The 21492-nt window shown below is 58.9% G+C and carries 22 protein-coding genes and 5 pseudogenes; 24 read left to right on the top strand and 3 right to left on the bottom strand.

The window, feature by feature from the left end; all coding sequences use genetic code 11:
- Window positions 1-770 (top strand): annotated as a pseudogene (locus tag J6497_RS37950) (IS3 family transposase); the annotation flags it as partial.
- Window positions 771-972: 202 nt separating this feature from the next.
- Window positions 973-1124: pseudogene (locus tag J6497_RS37945) on the top strand (IS3 family transposase); the annotation flags it as partial.
- A gap of 17 nt (window positions 1125-1141) precedes the next feature.
- Here the strand turns inward: J6497_RS37945 and J6497_RS37940 are convergent.
- Window positions 1142-1311, bottom strand: a pseudogene (locus J6497_RS37940) (transposase); the annotation flags it as partial.
- Between the two features lie 243 nt (window positions 1312-1554).
- Between J6497_RS37940 and J6497_RS37935 the strand changes: the two are divergent.
- The 12 genes and pseudogenes from J6497_RS37935 to J6497_RS42315 all read left to right on the top strand — a co-directional run bounded on the left by J6497_RS37935 (window position 1555) and on the right by J6497_RS42315 (window position 13849).
- Window positions 1555-3396, top strand: coding sequence for a hypothetical protein (locus J6497_RS37935; RefSeq protein ID WP_225709293.1), 1842 nt, complete (start codon window positions 1555-1557; stop codon window positions 3394-3396).
- Complete coding sequence (rfbF, locus tag J6497_RS37930; protein WP_225709292.1) at window positions 3393-4172, top strand: glucose-1-phosphate cytidylyltransferase; 780 nt, start codon at window positions 3393-3395, stop codon at window positions 4170-4172. The genes J6497_RS37935 and rfbF overlap by 4 nt, the downstream gene beginning before the upstream one ends.
- Window positions 4169-5260, top strand: a complete 1092-nt coding sequence (rfbG, locus tag J6497_RS37925; protein ID WP_225709291.1) for a CDP-glucose 4,6-dehydratase — start codon at window positions 4169-4171, stop codon at window positions 5258-5260. Before rfbF ends, rfbG begins: the two co-directional genes overlap by 4 nt.
- Window positions 5260-6285 carry an acyltransferase family protein gene (locus tag J6497_RS37920; RefSeq protein ID WP_225709290.1) on the top strand — a complete coding sequence of 342 codons (1026 nt, stop codon included), beginning with the start codon at window positions 5260-5262 and terminating at the stop codon, window positions 6283-6285. The genes rfbG and J6497_RS37920 overlap by 1 nt, the downstream gene beginning before the upstream one ends.
- A 61-nt stretch (window positions 6286-6346) precedes the next feature.
- Window positions 6347-7297: a sulfotransferase gene (locus tag J6497_RS37915; RefSeq protein ID WP_225709289.1), complete on the top strand. Its 951-nt coding sequence runs from the start codon at window positions 6347-6349 to the stop codon at window positions 7295-7297.
- Complete coding sequence (locus J6497_RS37910; protein ID WP_225709288.1) at window positions 7290-8162, top strand: phosphotransferase family protein; 873 nt, start codon at window positions 7290-7292, stop codon at window positions 8160-8162. Before J6497_RS37915 ends, J6497_RS37910 begins: the two co-directional genes overlap by 8 nt.
- Window positions 8163-8181: 19 nt before the next feature.
- Complete coding sequence (locus J6497_RS37905) at window positions 8182-9231, top strand: NAD-dependent epimerase/dehydratase family protein (protein WP_225709287.1); 1050 nt, start codon at window positions 8182-8184, stop codon at window positions 9229-9231.
- The gene (locus tag J6497_RS37900) at window positions 9228-10043 is read left to right on the top strand and encodes a transketolase (protein ID WP_225709286.1); all 816 of its coding nucleotides are present in this window, start codon (window positions 9228-9230) and stop codon (window positions 10041-10043) included. Before J6497_RS37905 ends, J6497_RS37900 begins: the two co-directional genes overlap by 4 nt.
- A complete protein-coding gene (locus tag J6497_RS41795) occupies window positions 10043-10954 on the top strand; it encodes a transketolase family protein (RefSeq protein ID WP_225709285.1) in 912 nt (303 codons plus the stop codon). Before J6497_RS37900 ends, J6497_RS41795 begins: the two co-directional genes overlap by 1 nt.
- Before the next feature lie 132 nt (window positions 10955-11086).
- Complete coding sequence (locus J6497_RS37890) at window positions 11087-12031, top strand: glycosyltransferase family 2 protein (protein WP_225709284.1); 945 nt, start codon at window positions 11087-11089, stop codon at window positions 12029-12031.
- A 502-nt stretch (window positions 12032-12533) separates the two neighbouring features.
- Window positions 12534-13121, top strand: a pseudogene (locus J6497_RS42325) (IS701 family transposase); the annotation flags it as partial.
- Window positions 13122-13141: 20 nt separating this feature from the next.
- A complete protein-coding gene (locus J6497_RS42315) occupies window positions 13142-13849 on the top strand; it encodes an IS701 family transposase (RefSeq protein ID WP_446479938.1) in 708 nt (235 codons plus the stop codon).
- Between the two features lie 473 nt (window positions 13850-14322).
- On the opposite strand, the gene J6497_RS37880 is transcribed toward J6497_RS42315, so the two are convergent.
- Window positions 14323-16209 carry a hypothetical protein gene (locus tag J6497_RS37880; protein WP_225709283.1) on the bottom strand — a complete coding sequence of 629 codons (1887 nt, stop codon included), beginning with the start codon at window positions 16207-16209 and terminating at the stop codon, window positions 14323-14325.
- A 123-nt stretch (window positions 16210-16332) separates the two neighbouring features.
- Between J6497_RS37880 and J6497_RS37875 the strand changes: the two genes are divergently transcribed.
- The 8 genes and pseudogenes from J6497_RS37875 (at window position 16333) to J6497_RS37850 (ending at window position 20217) form a co-directional block, all read left to right on the top strand.
- Window positions 16333-16587 (top strand): hypothetical protein, encoded by a 255-nt coding sequence (locus J6497_RS37875; RefSeq protein WP_225709282.1) that lies wholly within the window; start codon window positions 16333-16335, stop codon window positions 16585-16587.
- 48 nt (window positions 16588-16635) lie between these two features.
- Window positions 16636-16797, top strand: a complete 162-nt coding sequence (locus tag J6497_RS37870; RefSeq protein ID WP_225709281.1) for a transposase DNA-binding-containing protein — start codon at window positions 16636-16638, stop codon at window positions 16795-16797.
- Window positions 16798-16809: 12 nt separating this feature from the next.
- Window positions 16810-17479, top strand: a pseudogene (locus J6497_RS42310) (ABC transporter ATP-binding protein).
- Window positions 17476-17826: an ATP-binding cassette domain-containing protein gene (locus tag J6497_RS41780; protein ID WP_312010446.1), complete on the top strand. Its 351-nt coding sequence runs from the start codon at window positions 17476-17478 to the stop codon at window positions 17824-17826. Before J6497_RS42310 ends, J6497_RS41780 begins: the two are co-directional and overlap by 4 nt.
- Window positions 17771-18007 (top strand): hypothetical protein, encoded by a 237-nt coding sequence (locus J6497_RS41775; RefSeq protein ID WP_312010445.1) that lies wholly within the window; start codon window positions 17771-17773, stop codon window positions 18005-18007. The genes J6497_RS41780 and J6497_RS41775 overlap by 56 nt, the downstream gene beginning before the upstream one ends.
- Window positions 18008-18179: 172 nt before the next feature.
- Entirely contained in the window at window positions 18180-18644 is a 465-nt protein-coding gene (locus J6497_RS37860) for a carbohydrate ABC transporter permease (protein ID WP_225709280.1), read from the top strand.
- A gap of 224 nt (window positions 18645-18868) precedes the next feature.
- Window positions 18869-19690 (top strand): carbohydrate ABC transporter permease, encoded by an 822-nt coding sequence (locus J6497_RS37855; protein ID WP_225709279.1) that lies wholly within the window; start codon window positions 18869-18871, stop codon window positions 19688-19690.
- 20 nt (window positions 19691-19710) lie between these two features.
- Window positions 19711-20217, top strand: a complete 507-nt coding sequence (locus J6497_RS37850; protein ID WP_225709278.1) for an extracellular solute-binding protein — start codon at window positions 19711-19713, stop codon at window positions 20215-20217.
- Window positions 20218-20292: 75 nt separating this feature from the next.
- Here the strand turns inward: J6497_RS37850 and J6497_RS37845 are convergent, their stop codons facing one another.
- Complete coding sequence (locus J6497_RS37845; protein WP_225709277.1) at window positions 20293-20484, bottom strand: hypothetical protein; 192 nt, start codon at window positions 20482-20484, stop codon at window positions 20293-20295.
- Between the two features lie 361 nt (window positions 20485-20845).
- Between J6497_RS37845 and J6497_RS37840 the strand changes: the two genes are divergently transcribed.
- Window positions 20846-21070, top strand: a complete 225-nt coding sequence (locus J6497_RS37840; protein WP_225709276.1) for a hypothetical protein — start codon at window positions 20846-20848, stop codon at window positions 21068-21070.
- Window positions 21060-21492: recombinase family protein (locus tag J6497_RS37835; RefSeq protein ID WP_225709275.1), on the top strand; the 433-nt coding region annotated here is incomplete at its 3' end. The genes J6497_RS37840 and J6497_RS37835, both read left to right, overlap by 11 nt.

The following is a 21492-nucleotide window of genomic DNA, read 5'->3' as shown; positions in this document are numbered from 1 at the left end:
ATGCCAACTGCTGAGCGTGGCGCGATCGAGCGTGTATCGGCCGCCGCGGCCGGCCAATGACAACGACCTTGCGCTGATGCGGCGGATTGACCAGCTGTTCACGGCCTGGCCGTTCCTGGGCTCGCGGCGGATGAGGGCGATGCTCAATGGCGAAGGCTGTGGCATCAATCGCAAGCGCGTGCAGCGGTTGATGCGCAAGATGGGCATCGCGGCGCTGGGACCAAAGCCCAGAACCACCAAGCCGGCGCCGGGGCACAAGATCTTCCCGTATCTGCTGCGCCATAGGGTGATCGACCGGCCGAATCAAGTGTGGGCGGCCGATATCACCTATGTGCCGATCGGCCAGGGCTTTCTGTATCTGGTGGCGATCATCGATCGGGCGAGCCGTGCGGTGCTGGCCTGGCGCCTGTCGAACACGATGGACACACCGTTCTGCGTGTCTGCGCTCGAAGAGGCCTTGGCGCGCTTCGGCCGGCCTGAGAGCTCAGCGCGATGCGAAGCATCGTCGCGACAATACCGACCAGGGCAGCCAGTTCACCAGCGCCGCCTTCACTGGCACGCTGGCCGCCACCGGCATCAGGATCTCGATGGACGGTCGCGGGCGCTGGATGGACAACGTGTTCATCGAGCGGCTGTGGCGCTCGCTCAAATACGAGGACGTCTATCTCAAGGGTTATTCGGACGGCCACGAGGCCAAAGCCGGAATCGCCCGATGGATCGAATTCTACAATGTCCAGCGCCCTCATCAGGCGCTGGAAAACCGCGCGCCGATGGCGGTCTGGCGCGCCGGTGTCAGCGGCGCAGTCGGCGAAGGGGCTGTGGATATGACGCTTCTCGCAAGCGAGAAGCTTGGACAACGCTGCGCGTTGCCCACCTCTCCACAGCCACAACAGCAGCAAGCAAGAGTAGCGTAATGTCATTGGCAAGAAGGAACGGCAGCGGCTCCACTTAAGAAACCGGACCCCGTGGTCCTCGGCAAGGGGTCCACTTCACCCTGCGGCCTACGCCGCCACATTCACCGCAACGGTCGGCTGCGCAACCCCGACCAGCTCCGCCGATCGCCCGTTGCTCCACCCACGCCACTCGGCGTACAAAACCCCGAGACTCTAACTGCCGCTGGATGAAAGTTCGGTGGCAGGTCAACATCCTGCAGCATCTCCTTGTCGAGCGACCGGTCAGCCAGCAGTTTCTTTATCTTGCTGTTCTCCTCCTCGAATTGCTTTAACCGCAGCATTTCCGTCGGCGGCAATCCGCCATGCTTCTTCTTCGGTTGAAATAGGTCGCCTGGCTGATCCCGGCCTTACGGCTGATCCAAAAAGAGCGCCTTCTGCACTCTGAGAATTCTTAGATTCGATCGTCTTCCGCCCCTCCCAGCCGGGATACGGCAGCGCAAACTCTAACCAAAATAGGTCCAGTTTGCCGACCTCAAATCACTGAGGTGATGGACTCTACCAATTCTTGGAGGAGATTGCGGGGCTCAGGTCAGTTAGAAGCCCCTTAAGGCTGATATCGATTGGTATGGGCCTCCTCCACGAAGCTGGCAGGAAGGGGTCTATGCCAAGAGATAATCACTTTGCCAACCGAAGGACGTTGTCAGTTTTGCTGGATCGGACTTTGCTGCCTCTGTCCGCCGTAACCACAGCAATCCTTTTCGCTTGGCTGCTATACTACAGCAGTTACGGTCTCAATCTCAGCGACGAAAGTTTCTGGCTTAACTCCATTGCGAACCCATTCGCCTATGCAATCAATGTCCCGCCGACCCTTTTCGGCTTCGTCTATCACTGGCCATATCAGTGGGCGGGTGGTGACATCGCAGTGCTTCGCATGGCGAACATCACGCTCATCATGGCGCTGGGCTGGATTCTCAGCTTCCTGGTGATCCGGCGGCTCTGGACAGTGGGCTGGCAGCATGCTGCGGTGCTATCGGCAGGGATCGCAAGCCTCGGATTAGGCGCTTTTCACGTTTGGCTGCCGCTCGCCCCCGGCTACTACACACTGAACATTCAATCGGTCTCGATGGTGATGATCGGCTTATTGCTAGCCGATCGGCCAGGGCGCATCCGCCAGGTCTTGGGGCCGATCCTTGTGGGCGTTGGCGGGTGGTGCTGCTTCATGGCCAGGCCGACCACCGCTGCGGCCATTGCCCTCCTCGTTATGCTCTATGTCGTCGTTTTGCGCCGAAAGTCACTGCTGCCCATGCTTGGCGCGGCGCTGGTCGCTCTCGCTCTATTGATCGTTAGCGCCTACTTGATCGGCGGCGGCATCACCGGGCTGGTGACCCGTATGGTCAGCAGCGCTGAGGTGATAGCCCTGCTGGGTGCCGGGCACGAGGTATCTCTCATGTTTCGGATCGACTGGCTCGCCACCAGTCGCTCGCAACTCGCTATTGCTGTGTTAATGGCGTCAGCCCTTCTGCTCAGCATTCTCAGGGGGGCTACGCACAAGCTGCTCCCATCGCTGGCTCTCGCTGCAGTGTTGATCGTGACAATAGTGATTGCGCTGCTGGGGACCGATCTGATCAGCATCAAGTACTCGACCCTGTTCCTGGTGCCGGCCTTAACATGTTTTGGCGCGACGTTCTATCGTGAGGGATTGGTTCTGCGCACCCAGACTCCCACCAGCATCGCTCTAGCGTTAACCTTTTTGGTCCTGCCGCACCTGTCCGCATTGGGCTCCAATGTCAATTACTGGCTCATCGGTTCGTTTGCCGCCTTGTTCTGGATGCTCGCGGTCGTTGCCTTCCTGAGCCCTCTTTCGCAACAGGGACGCAGTGTCGCCACCCTACTGCCCCTAACGGTGTTGGCACAGTTGCTCACTGCATCGGTAGTCAATGCTGGCATCCTCGAGCCGCTCCTTCAAGCGAAAGATCTGCGCGCTTATAATGCTGTCATGTCCCTACCGGGGGGTGGAAAATTGGTGCTCTCGCAATCATTCCACGACTATTTGGCCACGGCCAGAGCCCAGGCTCGTGCGGCCGGCCTTGAAGCCGGCACCCCGGTAGTCGACCTCTCTGGCCGCTCGCCGGGTCTGCTGTATGTGCTCGAGACGCGAGCGCTCGGTCTACCATGGCTGATCGGAGGATATCCCGGCAGTAACGCAGTCGCAGTGGAAGCGCTCGGACTTGAGAACTGCGCCGATCTGGCCAAAGCGTGGGTACTGATTGCGCCGGAGGGCCGGCGTCATCTTGACCAAGCCAATGTCATGGCATCCTTTGGAGCCGGGCTGGCCGACTACGTCGCCGCCGCTACATTCGAAACCCCCGCCAATGACGGGGATTATCCGAATGCTCACAGGCAGTTTTTGCTCAAGCCTGTACGCCCCGCCGCGCTGGCGGAGCAATCCTGCCGTGAAGCCAGGCGACAACGGCCGGCCAGCCGTAAAGGGAGCCAATCGTGAAAGCTGTGATTCTCGTGGGAGGCCTTGGAACCCGAATCTCCGAGGAAACCCACCTCCGGCCCAAGCCCATGATCGAGATCGGCGGCAAGCCGATTCTGTGGCACATCCTCAAAATCTACTCGCACTATGGCATCAACGATTTCGTCATCTGCTGCGGCTACAAGGGTTATCTGATCAAGGAATACTTCGCCAACTACTTCCTGCACGTGTCGGATGTCACCTTCGACATGACAAGTAACCGCATGCAGGTTCACCAGCACCATGCCGAACCTTGGAAGGTGACGCTCATCGATACCGGCGAGAAGACCATGACTGGTGGTCGGCTCAAGCGAGTTGCTGATTACTTGACTGATGACGACGCCTTCTGTTTCACCTATGGCGATGGTGTCGGAGACATCGACGTAACCGCATTGATCGCCTTCCACCGTCGCCAGGGTACGCTCGCCACTCTAACTGCTACCTATCCGCCTGGCCGTTTCGGCGCCCTCGAAATTCGCGCTGATCACCGTGTCGCCACTTTCAAGGAAAAACCCCGGGGTGATAGGGGGATGATCAATGGTGGCTTCTTCGTGCTTTCGCCGAAAGTAATTGACCTGCTGGTGGATGACTCCACAGTTTGGGAGCGCGAGCCGCTCGCGGCCTTGGCTGAGCAGCAACAGCTTTCGGCCTACCAGCACCACGGCTTCTGGCAGCCCATGGATACTCTGCGCGACAAGACGTTCCTCGAAGCGCTCTGGGTTGAGGGCAAGGCTCCGTGGAAGGTGTGGGAGAAATGAGCGTCTTCTGGGCCGGCAAGCGCGTCTTTCTCACGGGACACACGGGCTTCAAGGGCTCGTGGCTTGCACTTTGGCTGCAACATCTCGGCGCCCGGGTGACCGGCTACGCGCTGGTTCCGCCGCCCACAACGCCCAGCCTATTTGAAGTCGCCCGCGTCGGGGCTGGCATGGAGTCGATTCTGGGCGACGTGACCAACTACGATCATTTAATCAGCACGCTTCGTAGCGCTGAGCCCGACATCGTTATCCACATGGCCGCACAACCATTGGTGCGCTATTCCTATGCCAATCCAGTTGAGACTTATCGCACCAATGTCATGGGAACGGTGCACTTGTTGCAGGCCGTTCGGCACGCGAACTCAGTCCGCGCCGTACTCAACATTACCTCCGACAAGTGCTACGAGAACCGTGAATGGATCTGGGGCTATCGTGAAAGCGATCGGCTCGGCGGACATGATCCCTATAGCAACAGCAAGGCCTGTGCCGAACTTGCGGCCTCAGCCTTCCGTGACTCTTTTTTTCAGCTCGGCAGGCATGTGGGCCACGCGGTCGCGCTGGCCACGGCCCGTGCCGGCAATGTGATCGGCGGTGGCGACTGGGCCCAGGACCGCTTGATCCCCGATATCCTGCGCGCCGTTGCAGCGGGGGAGGTGGTGGAAATCCGCTCGCCGACCGCTATTCGTCCGTGGCAACACGTGCTCGAACCGCTTTCGGGATATCTTGCATTAGCTGAGCGCCTGTTCACCGATGGTTTGGCTTTTGCTGATGCCTGGAATTTCGGCCCAACCGAAGCCGACGCCCGCTCGGTGGCTTGGATTGCCGATCGCCTGACCGGCATGTGGTCGCCGGAAGCCCGCTGGACCGTCACCAATGCACCGCAACCGCACGAGGACCGCTATCTGCGGCTCGATTGCGCAAAGGCAGGCCAGAAGCTGGGTTGGCATGCGCGCTGGGACTTGTCCACCGCGCTGACCCGTATCGTATCCTGGCACAAGGCTTGGCTGGCTGGCGACGACATGGCAGCGCGCACGCTCGCAGATATTATCGATTTTACCGGCACCCGACGAGATCGCGGCGATAGCGTGTGATGGGTTTTGTAAGATTCACTTTGGCGCTCGTGGTGCTATTGGCCCATTCCGGTTATGGCGCCACGAGCATCGGCGCGCTGGCCAGCGTGGAAGCATTCTTCGTGTTGTCCGGAATTTACATGGCCGCAGCCTATCACAGCAAGTACGGGTTGATGGCGAATGGTACCCTTCTTTTCTACGCTAACCGCGTGTTGCGCCTCTGGCCGACGTATCTCGTGTTGTTGGCGTTGACCGCCAGCACCTACCTCGCTCTAGGTCGCCCGAGGGGGGATCAACTCCAATTGTTCAATCTGTTCTACGTGCTAGAACAGCAGGGGCTTACCGCGACCAACAGCATTATGCTTGTGCTCTCGATCATCCCGTTCGGGCAGGATGTCGCGTCGGTTCGGAAGGTACTGCATTTCATGCTTCCCGTGCCGCAAAGCAGGTCGATCGCTGCCGAACTGCTGTTCTATCTGTTTGTGCCGGTTCTGTATCGGTTTCGCGCCTGGCAGCCGTTCCTTTTAGCCTTCGTTGTTCTCATGGGGGTCAAATGCTGGCTACTGGGGTTGAGTTGGCGTCTCGCTTATTTCCTGCCCTTCGGAAACTTTGGCTACTTCGCGCTGAGCTACGGTCTCTATCTCCTGTTCAATACCGGCCCGCTTGATGCTCTTCGACAGCAGATCTGGCCGGCTCGTCACGTGCTGACGCTGGCTATCGTTGTCATGACCTTCAGCTTTTGCGAATCCAGCTTTGAGTGCGGCGGCGTGCTGCATCACACGGTCTACATCGTCGTCTTTTCAGTCGCCTCCATCATGCTCTTTGCCCGAGCGGTTAGTCGCTTCGATGCTTTTCTAGGCAACATCTCCTATGGCATCTACCTCAACCATCTCCTCCTGGTGGTGGTGATGAGCTTTATGGGCTTCAAGGACCCACCGCGTCTGGTAGTCTTTCTGGCGGGGAGCATCCTCTTAGCTATCTTCATGGAAAAGGTCGTGCAAAATCCGGTCGATCAGTATCGGTATCAGCAAACATCTTTGCAGTGAACTCACAAAGCTGTAGAGCGTCGACGCCGATCGTTAATCCATCAACTAGGAAGGCGCCCCTATGAGCCGCTTTAAGTTCGTTATGGTTTCGGCCGGCTTTGAGCACGGTGGCAACGTCACCCATCGTCACCTCGACGGGCATCCGCAGTTGCTGGTCTATCCCTTCGAGTCTCAGCTAGGGAATCGCAATTTCAATGACTTTCTCGCGTCAGTCGAGCGGGTGCAGTACCGCTATCCGGAGTTCCCCGAGGGGCTGACAGCGCTCGAGCTCTATGAGCAGATGATTGACGAGGAGCTCAAGACGTTCCTGCGCAAACACAGCAGCTCGAAATTCCGCGATGTTGACCTCAAACTCAACGAATCTCATCGCATTGCCGCGTTCGAGCAGCTTCTGGGCGCTCGTCCTTACAGCCGCAGACAGGCCATTGAGGCATTCTTCCGTGCCACTTTCGTGGCGTGGGAAAACTATTACACCGAAATCACCGACGATAAGGTCTATGTCGGTTATTCACCGGCCATCAGCATCGATGCCGACCGGATGGTTCGCGACTTCCCCGACGTGCGGATCATGCACATCGTGCGCAATCCTTTCTCCGCCTATCGAGACACCAAGCGCCGTCCGTTTCCGCAGCCATTGAGCGGGTATCTCATCAGATGGAATGTCTATCATTCCACCGTGGAGATGTATGCGCACATGTACCCACGCAATGTACGTATTTTCCGCTATGAGGATCTGGTGGGCGACAAGCGGGCTTTCATGGAAGACGTATCTCGCTTCATTGGCGTCAATTTTGAGCCGAGCATGCTCTATCCGAGCTGGAACGGTCGCGAGATATCCGACGATATCGCTCCTTGGGGCACGGTGCTCAAAAGCACGGCGGACTACAACCGAGCCATGGTCGATGAACTAAATGATGCCGAGAAGGCCCAGATCGTAGCCGGTAGCACAGCTCTGGCCCGCCATTTCAAATTCGATGAGATCGACTACCTCAGGCAGTACTATCATGTTTAGCAAGCTGCGACACGCCCGTATCTCACGGTCCGGCACAGTTGGCGGAATTATACCACCGCGAGATGTCGCTCAGCTCAGCGCCTTGCTCGGCAGTAGCGCTGCGACGCCCGTCAAGGGCGGCACGCTCGGCGCGACTTTTCTCGTTCTTATCGACGGACATCAGCATTTTGCTAAGACGAGCGTATTCGCTGATGGTGAACCGGCGCTGCGCAAGGAGGCTGCGTTGCTGTCCGCCCTGTATGGCGATCGTCTCCACGTCGAAACGGTTGAGATTGGGACCCGCTATTGGCTGGTGACCGATGCCTTGTCCCATCCGCTACGTCCGCCCACTGGAGACCTGTTGCGTGCGTTGATTGTGAGTTGGTCAAATAGGCTTAACGATCCCAAGGTGAACGCAGCTATTGCGGCTCACGATGATTTTGCCACGCTACTGCACGAAGGCCGGGTTGCTCTCAGTGGTCTAATTTCGGGCGCTCATGTTAGCGGGAAGGCGCAGGACTGGGCGTCGGCCTGCCTCGATCTGCTGGAGTACGAAAAGCATCGCTTCGTTGCGTTTCCCTGCCATGGTGATCTCGGCGCTCGCAACCTGATGGTCGACGGCAAAGGCCTCGTGGCCATCGATTGGGAAGATGCGTTCTGGGGAATCGAAGGTTATGACTATCTCTACTGGCTGACCTTCATGGCCCAGCGTCCGCATTATTCACCCACCATGTTCGGGCACACACCTTGGCAGAAGGAAGTAGAGATCGCGGTTTTGATTCTGATAATCGTGCTCAAATCGTGGCTTTCGGTGCTTTTCGGGACTCATGGGGGCAACGACCTCGACGTCAATCGCCGCATCCTGGAAATTGTCGCTTTCGCTTAGAACCAATGAGGTGCCCAAGTTGGCCGTTCCGCAAACCGATCTGGATCTTGTACTCAAGCACGCAAGCGCCGACCTCAGAGCCCTTGCTGGCGCGCGTATTTTTATCACAGGCGGCACCGGCTATATCGGCCGATGGCTGCTCGAAGCTCTGCTCCATGCCGATCGCGCTCTGTCTTTGGGGCTATCGATAACAGTTCTTAGCCGTGATCCGGATGGTTTCGCCGCCACTCATCCTTACCTTGGCGCCGATCCGGCCGTGAAGCTCATCGCCGGCGATGTACGGGATTTCTTGTTTCCTCCCGGTTCTTTCACACACGCAATCCATGGAGCCACGGACGTTATCGCGACCGCGGCGCCATTGCACACCTTTGACGTTACCGTCGGCGGAACGCGGCGCTTGCTCGACTTCTGCCGAGAGGCGGGCATCACCGACGTGCTGCTGCTGTCCTCCGGCGCGATCTACGGTCCCATACCCGCCCACATTGATCTTGTGTGCGAAGACTATCTGGGCGCACCCGACCCATCTGTAGTCGGTGCGGCCTATGGGCTAGGCAAACGTGCCGCTGAATGGCTGGGCACCGCCTATGGTGCGGAAGCCGGGCTGTCATGCAAGTCGGCGCGGGTCTTTGCCCAGATAGGTCCCTACCTCGCGCTCGACCGGCAATTCGCCGCTGGAAATTTCATCCGTGACGCCATCCTGCGCCAACCGATCGTCATTCGCGGCGATGGGACACCGCTGCGCTCCTACATGTACGCAGTTGATCTGGTAATTTGGCTGCTAGCCATCCTCTTGCGTGGTTTGCCATCACGCGCCTATAATGTGGGATCCGATCAGCCCGTTTCGATTGCGAGCCTAGCAACGGCCATTGCCAGGGCCGCGGGTTTAGCGCAGCCGGCTATTGAAATTCAGAGCGCGCCGCAGGCTGATCGTCCGCCGGAACGCTATGTACCGTCCATCGCCCGTGCCTGCGACGAACTGGGCCTTTCGATCCGCATTCCATTCGACGCTGCCTTGGACCGCACCATCGAATGGTATCGGCCGCGTCTACTGGAGGCGCAGCACCCATGACCATTGCTCTTGACGAATTCGCCTGTCGTATCCGTCTTGCGGCGCTTGACCTCTGCCATCGCAAGCGCACCTCTCATATCGGAGGAGCTCTCTCGGTCGCCGATATCCTGGCGGTGCTCTATGGTGATGTCATGAATATCGCGCCGGACATTGTGAACGACCCGGCGCGCGATCGACTGTTCTATAGTAAGGGTCATGCCTGCGCTGCGCTGTACGCCGCGCTCGATATTCGCGGCTTCTTTCCTGCGGGAGCGTTACAAGAAGGATTCATCGTGGATGGAAGTTACTTTACGTCCCACGTCAGCCACAGGCTGCCTGGGGTCGAACTGTCAACAGGCAGTCTTGGCCACGCGCTCGGCGTCGCGTGTGGATCGGCGCTGGCAGGTAAGCGTCGCAATCTTCCTTATTCGGTGTTTGCTGTCCTCAGTGATGGCGAGATGGACGAGGGTTCGAACTGGGAAGCGATACTGTTCGCCGCCCACAACCGGCTGGACAACCTCATCGCTATCGTTGACTACAACAAGGTGCAGGGCTTTGGCGCCGTGGAGGCCGTGATGGGGCTCGAGCCGCTCGCCGGCAAGTTCCGCGCCTTCAACTGGTCGGTCATCGAGGTCGATGGCCACGATCCGTCCGCCCTTAAGTCCGCACTTTCCGCTGCGAAAGCTGGTCGACAGGGTCGCCCTCACTGCATTATCGCTCATACAGTCAAGGGTAAGGGCGTCAGCTTCATGGAAAGCCAGCTCGCCTGGCACTATAAATCTCCCTCTGACGCCGATCTGCATGCGGCGCGCGTCGAACTGGGGCAGCTATAGTGCGCAACGCTTTCATCAATAGTTTGTATGAGCTGGCGGCCGCGCGCGACGACATCTTTCTGTTGTGCGGTGACCTCGGATACTCGGTTCTGGAGGTATTTGCCGATCGTTTCCCCGATCGTTTTCTCAATGTTGGAGTTGCCGAGCAGAATATGACGGAGGTTGCTGCGGGCTTGGCGCGCGAAGGCTACAACGTCTTCACCTACTCCATTGGGAACTTCTCCACGCTGCGGGCAATGGAGCAAATCCGCTATGATGTCTGCTATCACGAGGCCAGCGTGAAGGTGGTGGCTGTAGGCGCCGGTTATGCTTACGGTCCGCAGGGTGTTTCCCATCATGCTACCGAGGACATCGCCATGTTGCGTGCCATCCCCAACCTGACTGTCTGTGCGCCGGCAGATCCCGTTGAGGCTCGCGCCGCCGCATACTTCATGGCTTCCCATTGTGGCCCCGGCTATGTGCGCATCAACAAGACCGGTGAGGCTTCGATCCATGATCCAGCGACTTCACTCGACTTTGCACCCGGCCGGTTGCTTCCTGTGCAGGCGGGAAACGATGTTGCGATCCTCGCCACCGGCGCTATCGTGGCTCATGCCCTTTTGGAGGTGCGGGCTGCCGGAAAATCCTGGTCAGTATTTAGCGTACCTTTTGTCGGCGGATATGATCCTGCTCAGCTCCGGGAGATTGCCCAAGCACACGGTCTGCTGGTGACCATGGAGGAACATCAACTCAACGGCGGTTTTGGTAGCTCCATCGTCGAAGCGCTGAGCGACATGTACGCCGTCGGCAATCTGCCATCCATGCCTCGCGTCAGGCGCATAGCCATTCCGAATTGCTTCATCGGCACCGCTGGCAGCCAAGACTATTTGCGTGCTACGGCGGGGTTAACGCTGGCGAGCCTTCGGTCTTGAACCCGCTATGGCGCAAATCTTGGACTCCCTTTTTGTTGCGAGGTTCGTGGCGTGGAGCGCGCAATCGCACCGTCAACTCCTTTGTCGTCGGCGCCGTCAACATCCTGCTGAACAGCCAGGTCGTTGTCAGAGATGACTAAGACCATCAGCATTGTCACGCCCGTGTTTAACGAACAGGACAATGTCGTTGAACTGTGCAGCCGTGTCGCAACAGTGATGGCCGGCACCGGCTATGAATACGAACACATCCTTATCGACAACGCATCCACCGACCGAACCTTGGACATCTTGCGCGGCATTGCCGCTAGAGATGTCCGGGTTAAGTTCATCGTGAACACCCGAAACTTCGGCTATATCCGCTCATCGTTCCACGCCGTACTGCAGGCTAGTGGCGACGCCGTGGTGTTGATCGCTGCTGATCTGCAGGATCCACCGGAGATGATTCCCCAGTTCATCGCCAAGTGGGAAGAGGGTTACAAGACCATCATGGCCGTCAAGCCGGCGAGTGAGGAATCGCCGGTCATGTTCCACTTGCGCCGACTCTATTATCGGATGATCTCGCGCATTTCTGACGTGCCTTTGGTACAGAACGCGACGGGCTCGGGCCTCTACGATCGCTTTATCATTGATGTGCTGCGCAAGCTCGACGATCCCTATCCTTACTTTCGCGGGCTTGTCTGCGAAATCGGCTATAAGATTGCCACCGTCTCCTTTCATCAACCCCGGCGCAATCGAGGACTTAGCAGTCAGAACTTCTATTCGCTCTACGACATGGCGATGTTGGGTGTGACAAAGCATTCCAAAGTGCCGCTTCGTCTGATGACTATGCTCGGCTTTCTCGTGTCGATCGTCAGTCTAGCTATTTCTCTTGGTTATTTTGGCGCCAAGCTTCTGTTCTGGAGCTGGTTCGAGCTCGGTCTCGCCCCAATCCTCATTGGAATCTTCTTTTTTGGCGGCGTTCAAATGCTTTTCTTGGGCCTAATTGGAGAATATCTGGGATCAGTACAAACACATGTAGCAAACATGCCTCATGTGATTGAAGCCGAGCGGGTAAACTTTAGGTCAGAGCAGCCCTGAGAGCCTTGCGGCTCTTTCGCTTATTGCTGAAGTTTTATGACTGTTTTTGGTTTGCAGCTGTGGCAGTGCGGGTGTATGCGGCCGATATCCATTGCCGAGTGAAAGGTTGCGCCCCTTTGCTCGTCTCCCTCCGGCGGCGACCGCCTAGCGTGGTCTTACCGTTGATTTGAGGATGTGGCCTTGAGGCTAGCCTTGAGGTCCTGTAGCGAATGCAGGTGAAGGTATTGGGCGCTGAACGTCGGCGCCGATGGAGTTACGACGAGAAGGTTTGTCTCGTTGAGGAGACCTTGCAGGCTGGCTAAATCTCGCGGGTATACCATTGTTGCGACCGCCAGTAGGGTCGGCCGGCGCGATCGGCGCACCCATGGATAACATTCGATAGAAGCGCTTAGCCGAAATCTTAGAGCATGGTGTTTTTTACCGGAATCAAGATTGAACGAAGCCGCTGGCGCGGCAATTGAGGAGAGATCGCAAAACAGGCTCCTGTCTGAGAGGATTGCGGATGGCCTGTGGCGGTCGCAAGAGCGTGGAGCCGATGGCGGCGGTGACGGCTCCGGAACGGACGGCCGCCCAGCATCAATCGCTGCTGCATTTCGTCGGCAGCGGCGCCTGGTCGGATGAGAAGGTGCTGGGGAAGGTACGCGAGATGGTCCTGCCGGCGATTGAACGCCAGGGCCCCATCGAAGCCTGGATCATCGACGACACCGGATTTCCCAAGCAGGGGCGACATTCGGTTGGAGTTGCACGGCAATATTGCGGGCAGCTGGGCAAGCAGGATAATTGCTAGGTGGCGGTGTCGCTGTCGATTGCCAACCACCACGCCAGCCTGCCTGTCGCCTATCGTCTTTATCTTCCGAAGGAATGGACCGAGGATGGCGATCGGCGGCGCAAGGTAGGCATTCCTGCCGAAGTCGGCTTCCGGACCAAGCCGGAGATCGCGCTGGAGCAGTTGCGATGGGCTTGTGCGACCGGCCTTCCGCACGGTGTCGTGCTGATGGACGCGGGCTATGGCAACAACAGCGACCTGCGCACGGGGATCACGGCGCTGGGATTGACCTATGTGGCGGGTCTTCTGTCGAGCACAAGGTATGGGCGCCCGGCACCGGTCCCTTGCCGCCGAAGCCATGGTCGGGCCGCGGCCGTCCACCGAGACTGCTGCGCCGCAACCGTCAGCATCAGCCGGCCGCCGTCAAGGCGCTCGCGATCGACCTGCCGGCCAAAGCTTGGCGCACCATCACGTGGCGGCAAGGAACGAACGAAAAGCTGACCTCGCGCTTTGCCCGCGTGCGGGTCCGTGCCGCGCATCGTGATTATTGGCAAACCACTCCGCGATTGGAGGAATGGTTACTGATCGAATGGCCGAAAGGCGAGGACCAGCCTACCAAATACTGGCTCTCGACATTGCCGGAGGAAGTGGCATTCCGGACGCTCGTTGAAACGGCTAAATTGCGCTGGCGCATCGAACGCGACTATCAGGAACTCAAGCAGGAGGTCGGGCTCGGCCACTTCGAGGGACGCGGCTGGCGCGGCTTTCATCATCACGCAACAATGTGCATTGCGGCCTACGGATTCCTGATCTCCGAACGGGAGACGATTCCCCCCTCAGGCGCGCGGCGCGCCCGGCCAATCCCGTTCGCTCGCGCTCCCGCAGATTACAGACCCCGCGGATCTGCCGCTGCGGACCCAACGTCACATTCCAAATTCGATCGCGACGATGCGAATGCGGCTCGAACAAGGGCTCGTCCGAACGCTGTCGAGATGTCCTTGTTGCGCGATCAAGTTCGCCCACTACCTACACCGCAGTTCGTGACGCCGTAAGACTAGGGGGGCGTCGGCAACGACGACGATCAAGATTTCGTGGTAACGATACTGCGCCGTCAGCCGCCTCGACAGATCGACGAGTTTGGTCAAAGTAGCCATCACCGGCGGGAAATCCGCAAAACAGATACAGATAGAGACGAAAATGCCCCCCGGACGAAGCTCGCGCATCATGTCAGCTTGTCAATCCCCTCGGCGAGCTCGACCGCTTCCAAAACGCAGGAGAGTGGTGAACCTCCATACGGCTATTTGTCATGTCGATGGTGACATCCGACACGTGCAGGAAGTAGATCGCTAAGTATTCCTTGATCAGACAGCCCTTGTAACCAAAGGAGGACAAAAACGTTGATGCCATAGCGCGAGTACATTTTGAGCAAAGCGGCTGGCCGCCGATCTCGATCATGGGCTTTGGCGGAAGCTGGGATTCCTCGGAGATTCGGGTTCCAAGGCCATCCCCACGGGGATCACAGCTTTCACGATGGGCTCCATTTCTGGCTAGCCGGCCGTCGTCGCGTGGCTTCACGGCAGAATTGTTCCGCCAGCGCGGCGGGGCGTACGGGCTTGAGCAAAGACTGCCTGTAAACGTCCGGATCATTCCCATTGATGGGGGTGTCGAACGCAGCAGCGGCGACGTAGTCCGCCTGGCGGGCTCCAAAGGAGGCCATGATACTCGCTTGGTCAAGATGATGGGGGCCCTCCGGCTCGATCAGCACCCACGCTTTGGCCAGATCCGCGCAGTTCTCAAGCGCGAGGGCTTCCACCGCGGCTGCGTTACTGCCGGGAGATGGCACTATCGGCCATGGTTGACCGAAGTGAGCTGGGCTAGTGTCATGTGGCCCGACCAACCATGGTAGACCGAGCGCTCGCGTCTCGAGCACATACAGGAGACCCGGCGAGCGGCCAGAGAGATCAATCACCGGGGTACCGATTTCAAGGCCGGCCGCACGAGCCTGGGCTTTGGCCGTGGCCAGATAGTCGTGGAGGGATTGCGCGAGCATCAATTTTCCACCACCCGGCAGGGGCGTGACAGCGGTATAAGCGCGCACATCTTTCACCTCACCCCACGGCTTAAGCATGCCAGTATTGATCACTGTTGCAGTGAGCAACTGTGCCAACACCGTCAAGGGCAGTAGGGTGGCGACACTGCGTCCCTGTTGCGAAAGAGGGCTCAGGAAGGCAACGACCGCGAGCATCCAGAACAAGGCCGCCTGCGAACCGGCGAACCAGTAATTGAGATTGGAGCCCAGTGTGAACAGGTACGGCAAGACCAGAAAGGTTAGCGCTAGAGCGATGCTGGTGGGAGCTTGGGTGCGCAGAACCAAGCCCTCACGATTGAACATCGCGCCAAGGCATATGAAGGCCGGCAGTAGGAAGAGGGTCGAGAGCTTGATGCTGATCGGATCGGTCCCCAGCAGCGCAATCGCTATTGTCACGATCAACACCGCAGCGAGAGCCAGCGATGGGACCAACTTGTACGTAGACCTCATGAGAATGCTGAGCAGAAGGGCCATCGCCATTAACACAGCGATAGCGAGTTGCCCGCTACTGGTTTCGAGCCAGTCGATCCGAAACATGAAAGATACCTCGTGCCGGGCACCCAGCAAGATTTCCAAATCAGCGCTGTTGACCATACGGGTCACCAGCCCGGTGATGCCGCCGCCGATCAAGTAGGCGCTAACGATCAATAGAGCGAGAGCGACCAGCGCCGCGCCAAGCATGGGCAGCAGCGACTTTCGACGCAAAACGACGACATAGAGCATAACGAGGAGGGCAATGGCCGCAGCGGTGGGCGGCCTGGCCATGAAGCAGCACCAGCCGCCAACGCCGACCAGGATCCAGCCCAAGCCCTGGCGGATGCGCCCTGGCCGATCGGCCAGCAGCAAGCCGATCATCACCATCAAGAGCGAGTGAAAGGTCAGTGTGTAGTAGTTGGGCGTGAGCATCGTCCAGAGGTGAAAGGCGACTAATGCCAGGCAGGCGATTCCTGCCGATAGCACCGCCGCATGTGGCCAGCCCACTGTCCAAAGGCGCCGGATCACAAGGAAGCTGAGAATCCAGGCCAGCGCCATGGTGAGCGTGACGTTTGCCATGCGAAGCACTGCGATGTCGCCACCCGCCCACTGATATGGCCAGTGATAGACGAAGCCAAAAAGCGTCGGCGGACTATTGATCGCGTAGGCGAATGGGTTCGCAATTGAGTTGAGGTAGAGACCTTCGGCGCTGAGATGGAAACCGTAACTGCTGTAGTATAGCAGCCAGAAGAAAAGGATTGCTGTGGTTAGGGCCGACAGAGGCAGCAAAGTCCGATCCAGCAAAACTGACAGCGTTCTTCCGTTGGCAAAGCGATTATCTCTTGGCATTAGGCCACTTCCTGGCAGCTTGGAGGCCCATTCCAATGCATATTAGCCTCGAGGCGCTTCTAACTTACCTGAGCCCCGCCATCTCCTCCAAGAATTGGTAGAGTCCATCGCCGCCCAAGCCGCATGACCACGCACGTTAACAAGGTTCATCATCACGTCACCACGATCAGCCGTGTTGCCGAGGACCTTGGCGAAGACGAAGATTGGCTCCGAGATGTCGCCAATGAAATGGAGATCGAAGACGGCGTCATCTGGGTCTATGGCGTCGGGGAAGATGGCGTCCAGGCCTTCACCGATTTCGGTATAGAAAACCTGATCGAGCTCGTCCGGATGTACAAAGAAAGCCCGCAGTTGCTTAAGCGCTGGCCGCCCGAATAATCCAATCAGGCCGCGGCCTAAGCCGGATGCGTACGTTACGGAAGCGCCATGGGACAAAGAATTCCGCTCGTCTGTCAGGATTGCGCGAATACCAAGACAGCCTACCGCTTCTGTAGCAACTCGAGTTTCTTAAGCGCGCACGTGAGCGAACACGTCCAAACGAGATGGGCGATCTCGTTGCCGTGCTGTGCAATGTCCATGACGACATGAAAGTATGCGCCTATGGCATCCGTATTGATTGACAGCGTTCAAAGGAGTTACGGCTCGACGTTAGTCTTGCGTGGTGTTTCGCTGCCGATAGCCGATGGTGAGTTCCTGACGCTGTTGGGGCCATCTGGGTGTGGGAAGTCGACGCTGCTGCGCATTCTCGCGGGGTTCGAGGTGCAGGACGCGGGGTCGGTTTTCAATCGGCGAACGGGTCGTGGACGGCCTGCGGCCGAAGCGGCGAGACATCGCCATGGTGTTCCAATCGTACGCGCTCTCCGCATCCAATCGTACGCGCTCTCCGCATACGACGGTCGCTTCCAACATAGCGCTACCGCTTCGGATGCGCAGGCTCTCGCGCTTACGAAGGCTTCCTTTTCTCGGCCGTCTGCTGCCAGGAACGGCGCGCATCGCTGCCGAGATCGAGCTGGAAGTCACCCGTCCGGCCAAGTCCCTCGGCATCGGCCACCTACTGGCCCGCAAACCGGGGCAGCTCTCCGGCGGCCAGCCCCAGCGCGTGGCGGTCGGCCGGGCAATGGTGCGTCATCCGGCTGTTTTTTTGATGGACGAGCCGTTGTCCAACCTCGACGCCAAGCTACGCGTGCAGATGCGCGCGAGATCAAGGAGCTGCACCAGCGGCTCGGGGTCACCTTCGTCTATGTCACCCATGACTAGGCCGAGGCCATGACGCTGTCGGACCGGGTGGCGGCGATGCTGGACGGCGAGCTGCTGCAGGTGGCTCCGCCGCAGGACATCTATGCCGATCCGGACGACCGCCGCGTGGCCGAATTCATCGGTTCGCCCAAGATCAACATGCTCGATGGCGTAGTGCGCGAACGCGGTCTGATCGATGTGGCCGGATCGACGCTCACCATCGAGGCCGATGCACTCCCCGGCGCAGCTCTCACTTTGGGCATTCGCCCGGGCCTTTCATCTCGCCGACCACGGCGGACAGGACGCATTGACCGGTTCCGTGCGCATGATGGAGCATATGGGCTCCGATCTCTTCGTCGACCTCGATCTGGCGGGAATTGATCATCCGTTGGTCGCAAGGCTTCTGGCCGAACGGGCGCCTCATATTGCCCCCGGTCAGACCTTGCATGTCGGCGTCAGGCCGGACCGCGTGCTTCTCTTTACCCGTGATGGGCGGCGTTTGCGCCGGGAAGTGGAATGTGGCCGAACATCGGTCACGCCGATCCTGGAGATCGCGCGATGATCGAGCCTCCTACTCTTTACTCCGCCTCGGACCAGTCGTCCGCGACCGGTGGCCTTCGAATCTTCCCATTCCACGCCACCTCCGCGGCCCGCCGGAGTGCCTTTAGGGAAGCGCTGGCCGCCTGAACGCCGTCTTTCTCCTGCTCTTCCTTTTCTTCCTGCCTGTGATCGGCGTGTTCATCATCGCGCTCACCGACTGGCAGTTCGGGGCGCGTTCCCTTTCCTTCGTGGGCCTCGCAAAGTTCCGCGAACTCTTCGCCGACGCGGGCTTCGGAGCCTCGCTCCTCAATACCTTCGTCTACGCTTTGATCGTCGTCCCGGGCACCGTCGTCCTGGGTCTCCTCATTGCGCTTCTGATCGAAAGCGGAAAGTCTTGCCGCTCATTTTATCGCGCCATCCACTTCCTATCTTTCATGGCGACGCTCACGGCCATGGCGGTCGCTTGGGAGGCGCTCCTGCATCCTACGTCGGCCTTGTCAAGCAAGCGCTCGCCGCAATTGGCCTGCCCACTGCCAACTGGCTGCGCGACGAGGATACAGTCCTTCGGGTCCTGGCCGTTATCGGCATCTGGCAGAATCTTGGCTACTTATCGTCCTGTTTCTCGCCGGTCTCAAGAGCATCCCGCAGGATCTCTATGATACTGCCGATGTCGACGGTGCTGACCTTTGGCTCGACCGGCTGCGCACTGTCACCCTGCCCATGCTCGGGCCCGTCTCAATGTTCGTTATTGTCGTTGTGGCGCTGAGGGCCTTCGAAGCTTTCGATACGATCCAGATCATCACCCAGGGCGGCCCCGGCCATGCCTCCGAAGTGCTGCTCTATACCCTCTATCGGGAGAGCTTCGTGTATCTGCGCACGGGATATGGTGTCGCCGCCGACCGCCATTCTTCGACATGCCGTGCTGCTTGTCACCGGGGCGCTTATTCTCGTCCCGTTCGTATGGATGGTGTCGCTGTCGATCAAGCCGCCTGGCGAGATCTTCCGCGCTTCCTTCTCCTTCTGGCCAACCCAATTCTATGGCGTCGAGAACTATACGAAGGCGCTGACCGAAGCGCCGCTCCCGGGCTACATGGGCAATGGGCTGATCGTCTGCGCTCTGATTTTGGCACTGCAGATCCTCGTCTGTGCACCGTGCGCCTACGCGCTCGCCAAGCTGCGCTTCCCCGGATGCAACCTGCTATTCGCCCTCGTGCTGATCGGCCTGCTGCCGCCGCAGGTGCTCTCACTACCGCTCTTCATCCTTGGCTACCAGATCGCTATCCTCAACACCTATGCGGCACCCATTTTTCCCTATGTCGTCTCTCCGTTCGGCATCTTCCTGTTCCGGCAGTTCTTCAAGACTATTCCAGACGACGTAGTACACGCCGCCCGACTCGACAGTTTATCTCAAAGCGCCATCGTCTGGAAGATCATGCTGCCGATGGCGCTGCCGGCCGTCATCGCGTTCTCGATCTTCTCGGTGGTCGGCCACTGGAACGATCTGTTCTGGCCGCTGATCGCGGTGCGCGACCAGTCGCTGATGCCGCCGCCGCTCGGCATCGTGGCCTTCAAATACACGGAGGCCGGCAACGACTACGGCCCCCTCATGGCCGCATCCACCCTCGTCGTACTGCCCCTCGTCGTCGCCTTCCTCGCCGCACAGAAGTGGTTCGTCGAAGGAATGACCAGGGGCGGCGTGAAATAAATTCCAAGAAGGAATACGCTATGAGCCCACTCAGACAACTAGTATCCACATTATCATTTGCCGCTGCGTTGTTCGGTGCGTCTGCAGCCTTCGCAGAAACATTGGAGATCGGCACAGCAAGCGACCACGTGACGATGCTTGAGGCGATTGGGACTGTCTTCAACGCCAAAAACCCAAACGTGAAGGTAAAGATATTCCCAGGCCCACACAGCTATGACGAGCTCGCGCAAGATCTGCTTCGCCGGGCCACGGTCGGCCAACCACTCCCCGATCTGATCGTGGTCCGCAGTGGTCAGCGTCTATATGCGGAGCGCAGTCTGGCCGTCAAACTCGACCCCTTAATCGCGGCCAACCCAGAACTCGAAATCGCAAGAGCAAGCCCGGTGGTGCGTGAAAAAGGCCGGGTGGGGAAAGCAATCTATGGAGCCGCGATTGGTGTGGCGACTCCCGCGGTCCTGTTCAACTCTGATCTTGTCGGCAAAGCGGGAGGAGATCCAAACAATTTGCCAACAGATTGGGATGGGTGAAGTGGACCCTGTGCTGAGGACCAGTGGGTCCAGTTTCTTAAGTGGAGCCGCTGCCGTTCCTTCTTCCCAATAACTTTACGCTACTCTTGCCTGCTGCTGTTGTGGCTGTGGGGATGTGGGCAACGCGCTGCGTTGTCCAAGCTTCTCGCTTGCGAGAAGCGTCATATCCACAGCCTCTTCGCCGAATGCGCCGGTGACACCGGCCTGCCAGACCGCCATCGGCGCGCAGTTTTCCAGCGCCTGATGAGGGCGCTGGAAATTATACAACGAAGTTCGAGGACACCCACAGGATTGTTCGTCGGGAAGTTCTCTATCGGCTTCATCCCTGGTTCGGGCGCAACGTCTTTGTCCATGAGGTGGTGAACAAATCGGCGACCTGTTCGGCTTTTCGTTGCACCTTGGATGGCTCGGAGATCGAGCGATGTCTGGAGATTCCCGCATGGATGTTCGATCGCCGGGGGTGCGCGGGTGACGGACACTTCGCGGTCGACCCGTTTTGTCAGCCCGGAAGCGCTCAACGCTTTATCATCCCTGCTACACCAGGTGTTGAAGGCTGCTGGGCCATCATTGAATACCCAACCTACTGGTGCATGTGGAAGCTCCCACGAACAGAATCGGGGAAAGACGCATGACCGAGAATATGACGGCGCCGGCGATCGGCAAGCGGCACAAAAGGCGCGCTGCCGACCGGATGGAAATGTTCGTAAGCGGGGCGGTCGTCGGGACGCCGAATTGGCTCGAGCTGCCCGACGAGACACGAGAGTTGCTGATCGACCTGATGAGGAGGTTGATTTTGGAGCATGTGCGGACGGCCACGTTGCCGGTAAAGGTGGGGGGCGGCGATGAACGCTGACAAGATCGGCCCGCAACATCTGAGGCGGAAGGCGATCCTCTATGTGCGCCAATCCTCGGCCCACCAGGTGTTGCATAATCGCGAGAGCGGAGCGTTGCAGTACGCGATGCGGGATCGGCTGGTGACACTGGGCTTCGCGGAGATCGAGGTGATCGATGAAGATCTCGGCCGCTCTGCGGCCGGCAGCATGCAACGCTCCGGTTTCGAACGCATGGTGGCCGAAGTTTGTCTCGGCAAGGTCGGGGCTGTCTGCGCGCGTGAAGTCTCGCGCTTTGCTCGCAACAGCCGCGACTGGCAACAACTGATCGAGATGTGCCGTGTGGTCGACACGGTGCTCGTCGACCAAGAGACGGTCTATGCGCCTCGACACGGTAATGACCGTCTCCTGCTCGGGCTCAAGAGAAGTCTCAACGAGTACGAGC

It is taken from the genome of Bradyrhizobium cenepequi, assembly GCF_020329485.1.
Taxonomy (GTDB): domain Bacteria; phylum Pseudomonadota; class Alphaproteobacteria; order Rhizobiales; family Xanthobacteraceae; genus Bradyrhizobium; species Bradyrhizobium cenepequi.
Note: the sequence above shows the minus strand (reverse complement) of the source record. Positions and strands in the feature narration are given on the sequence as shown.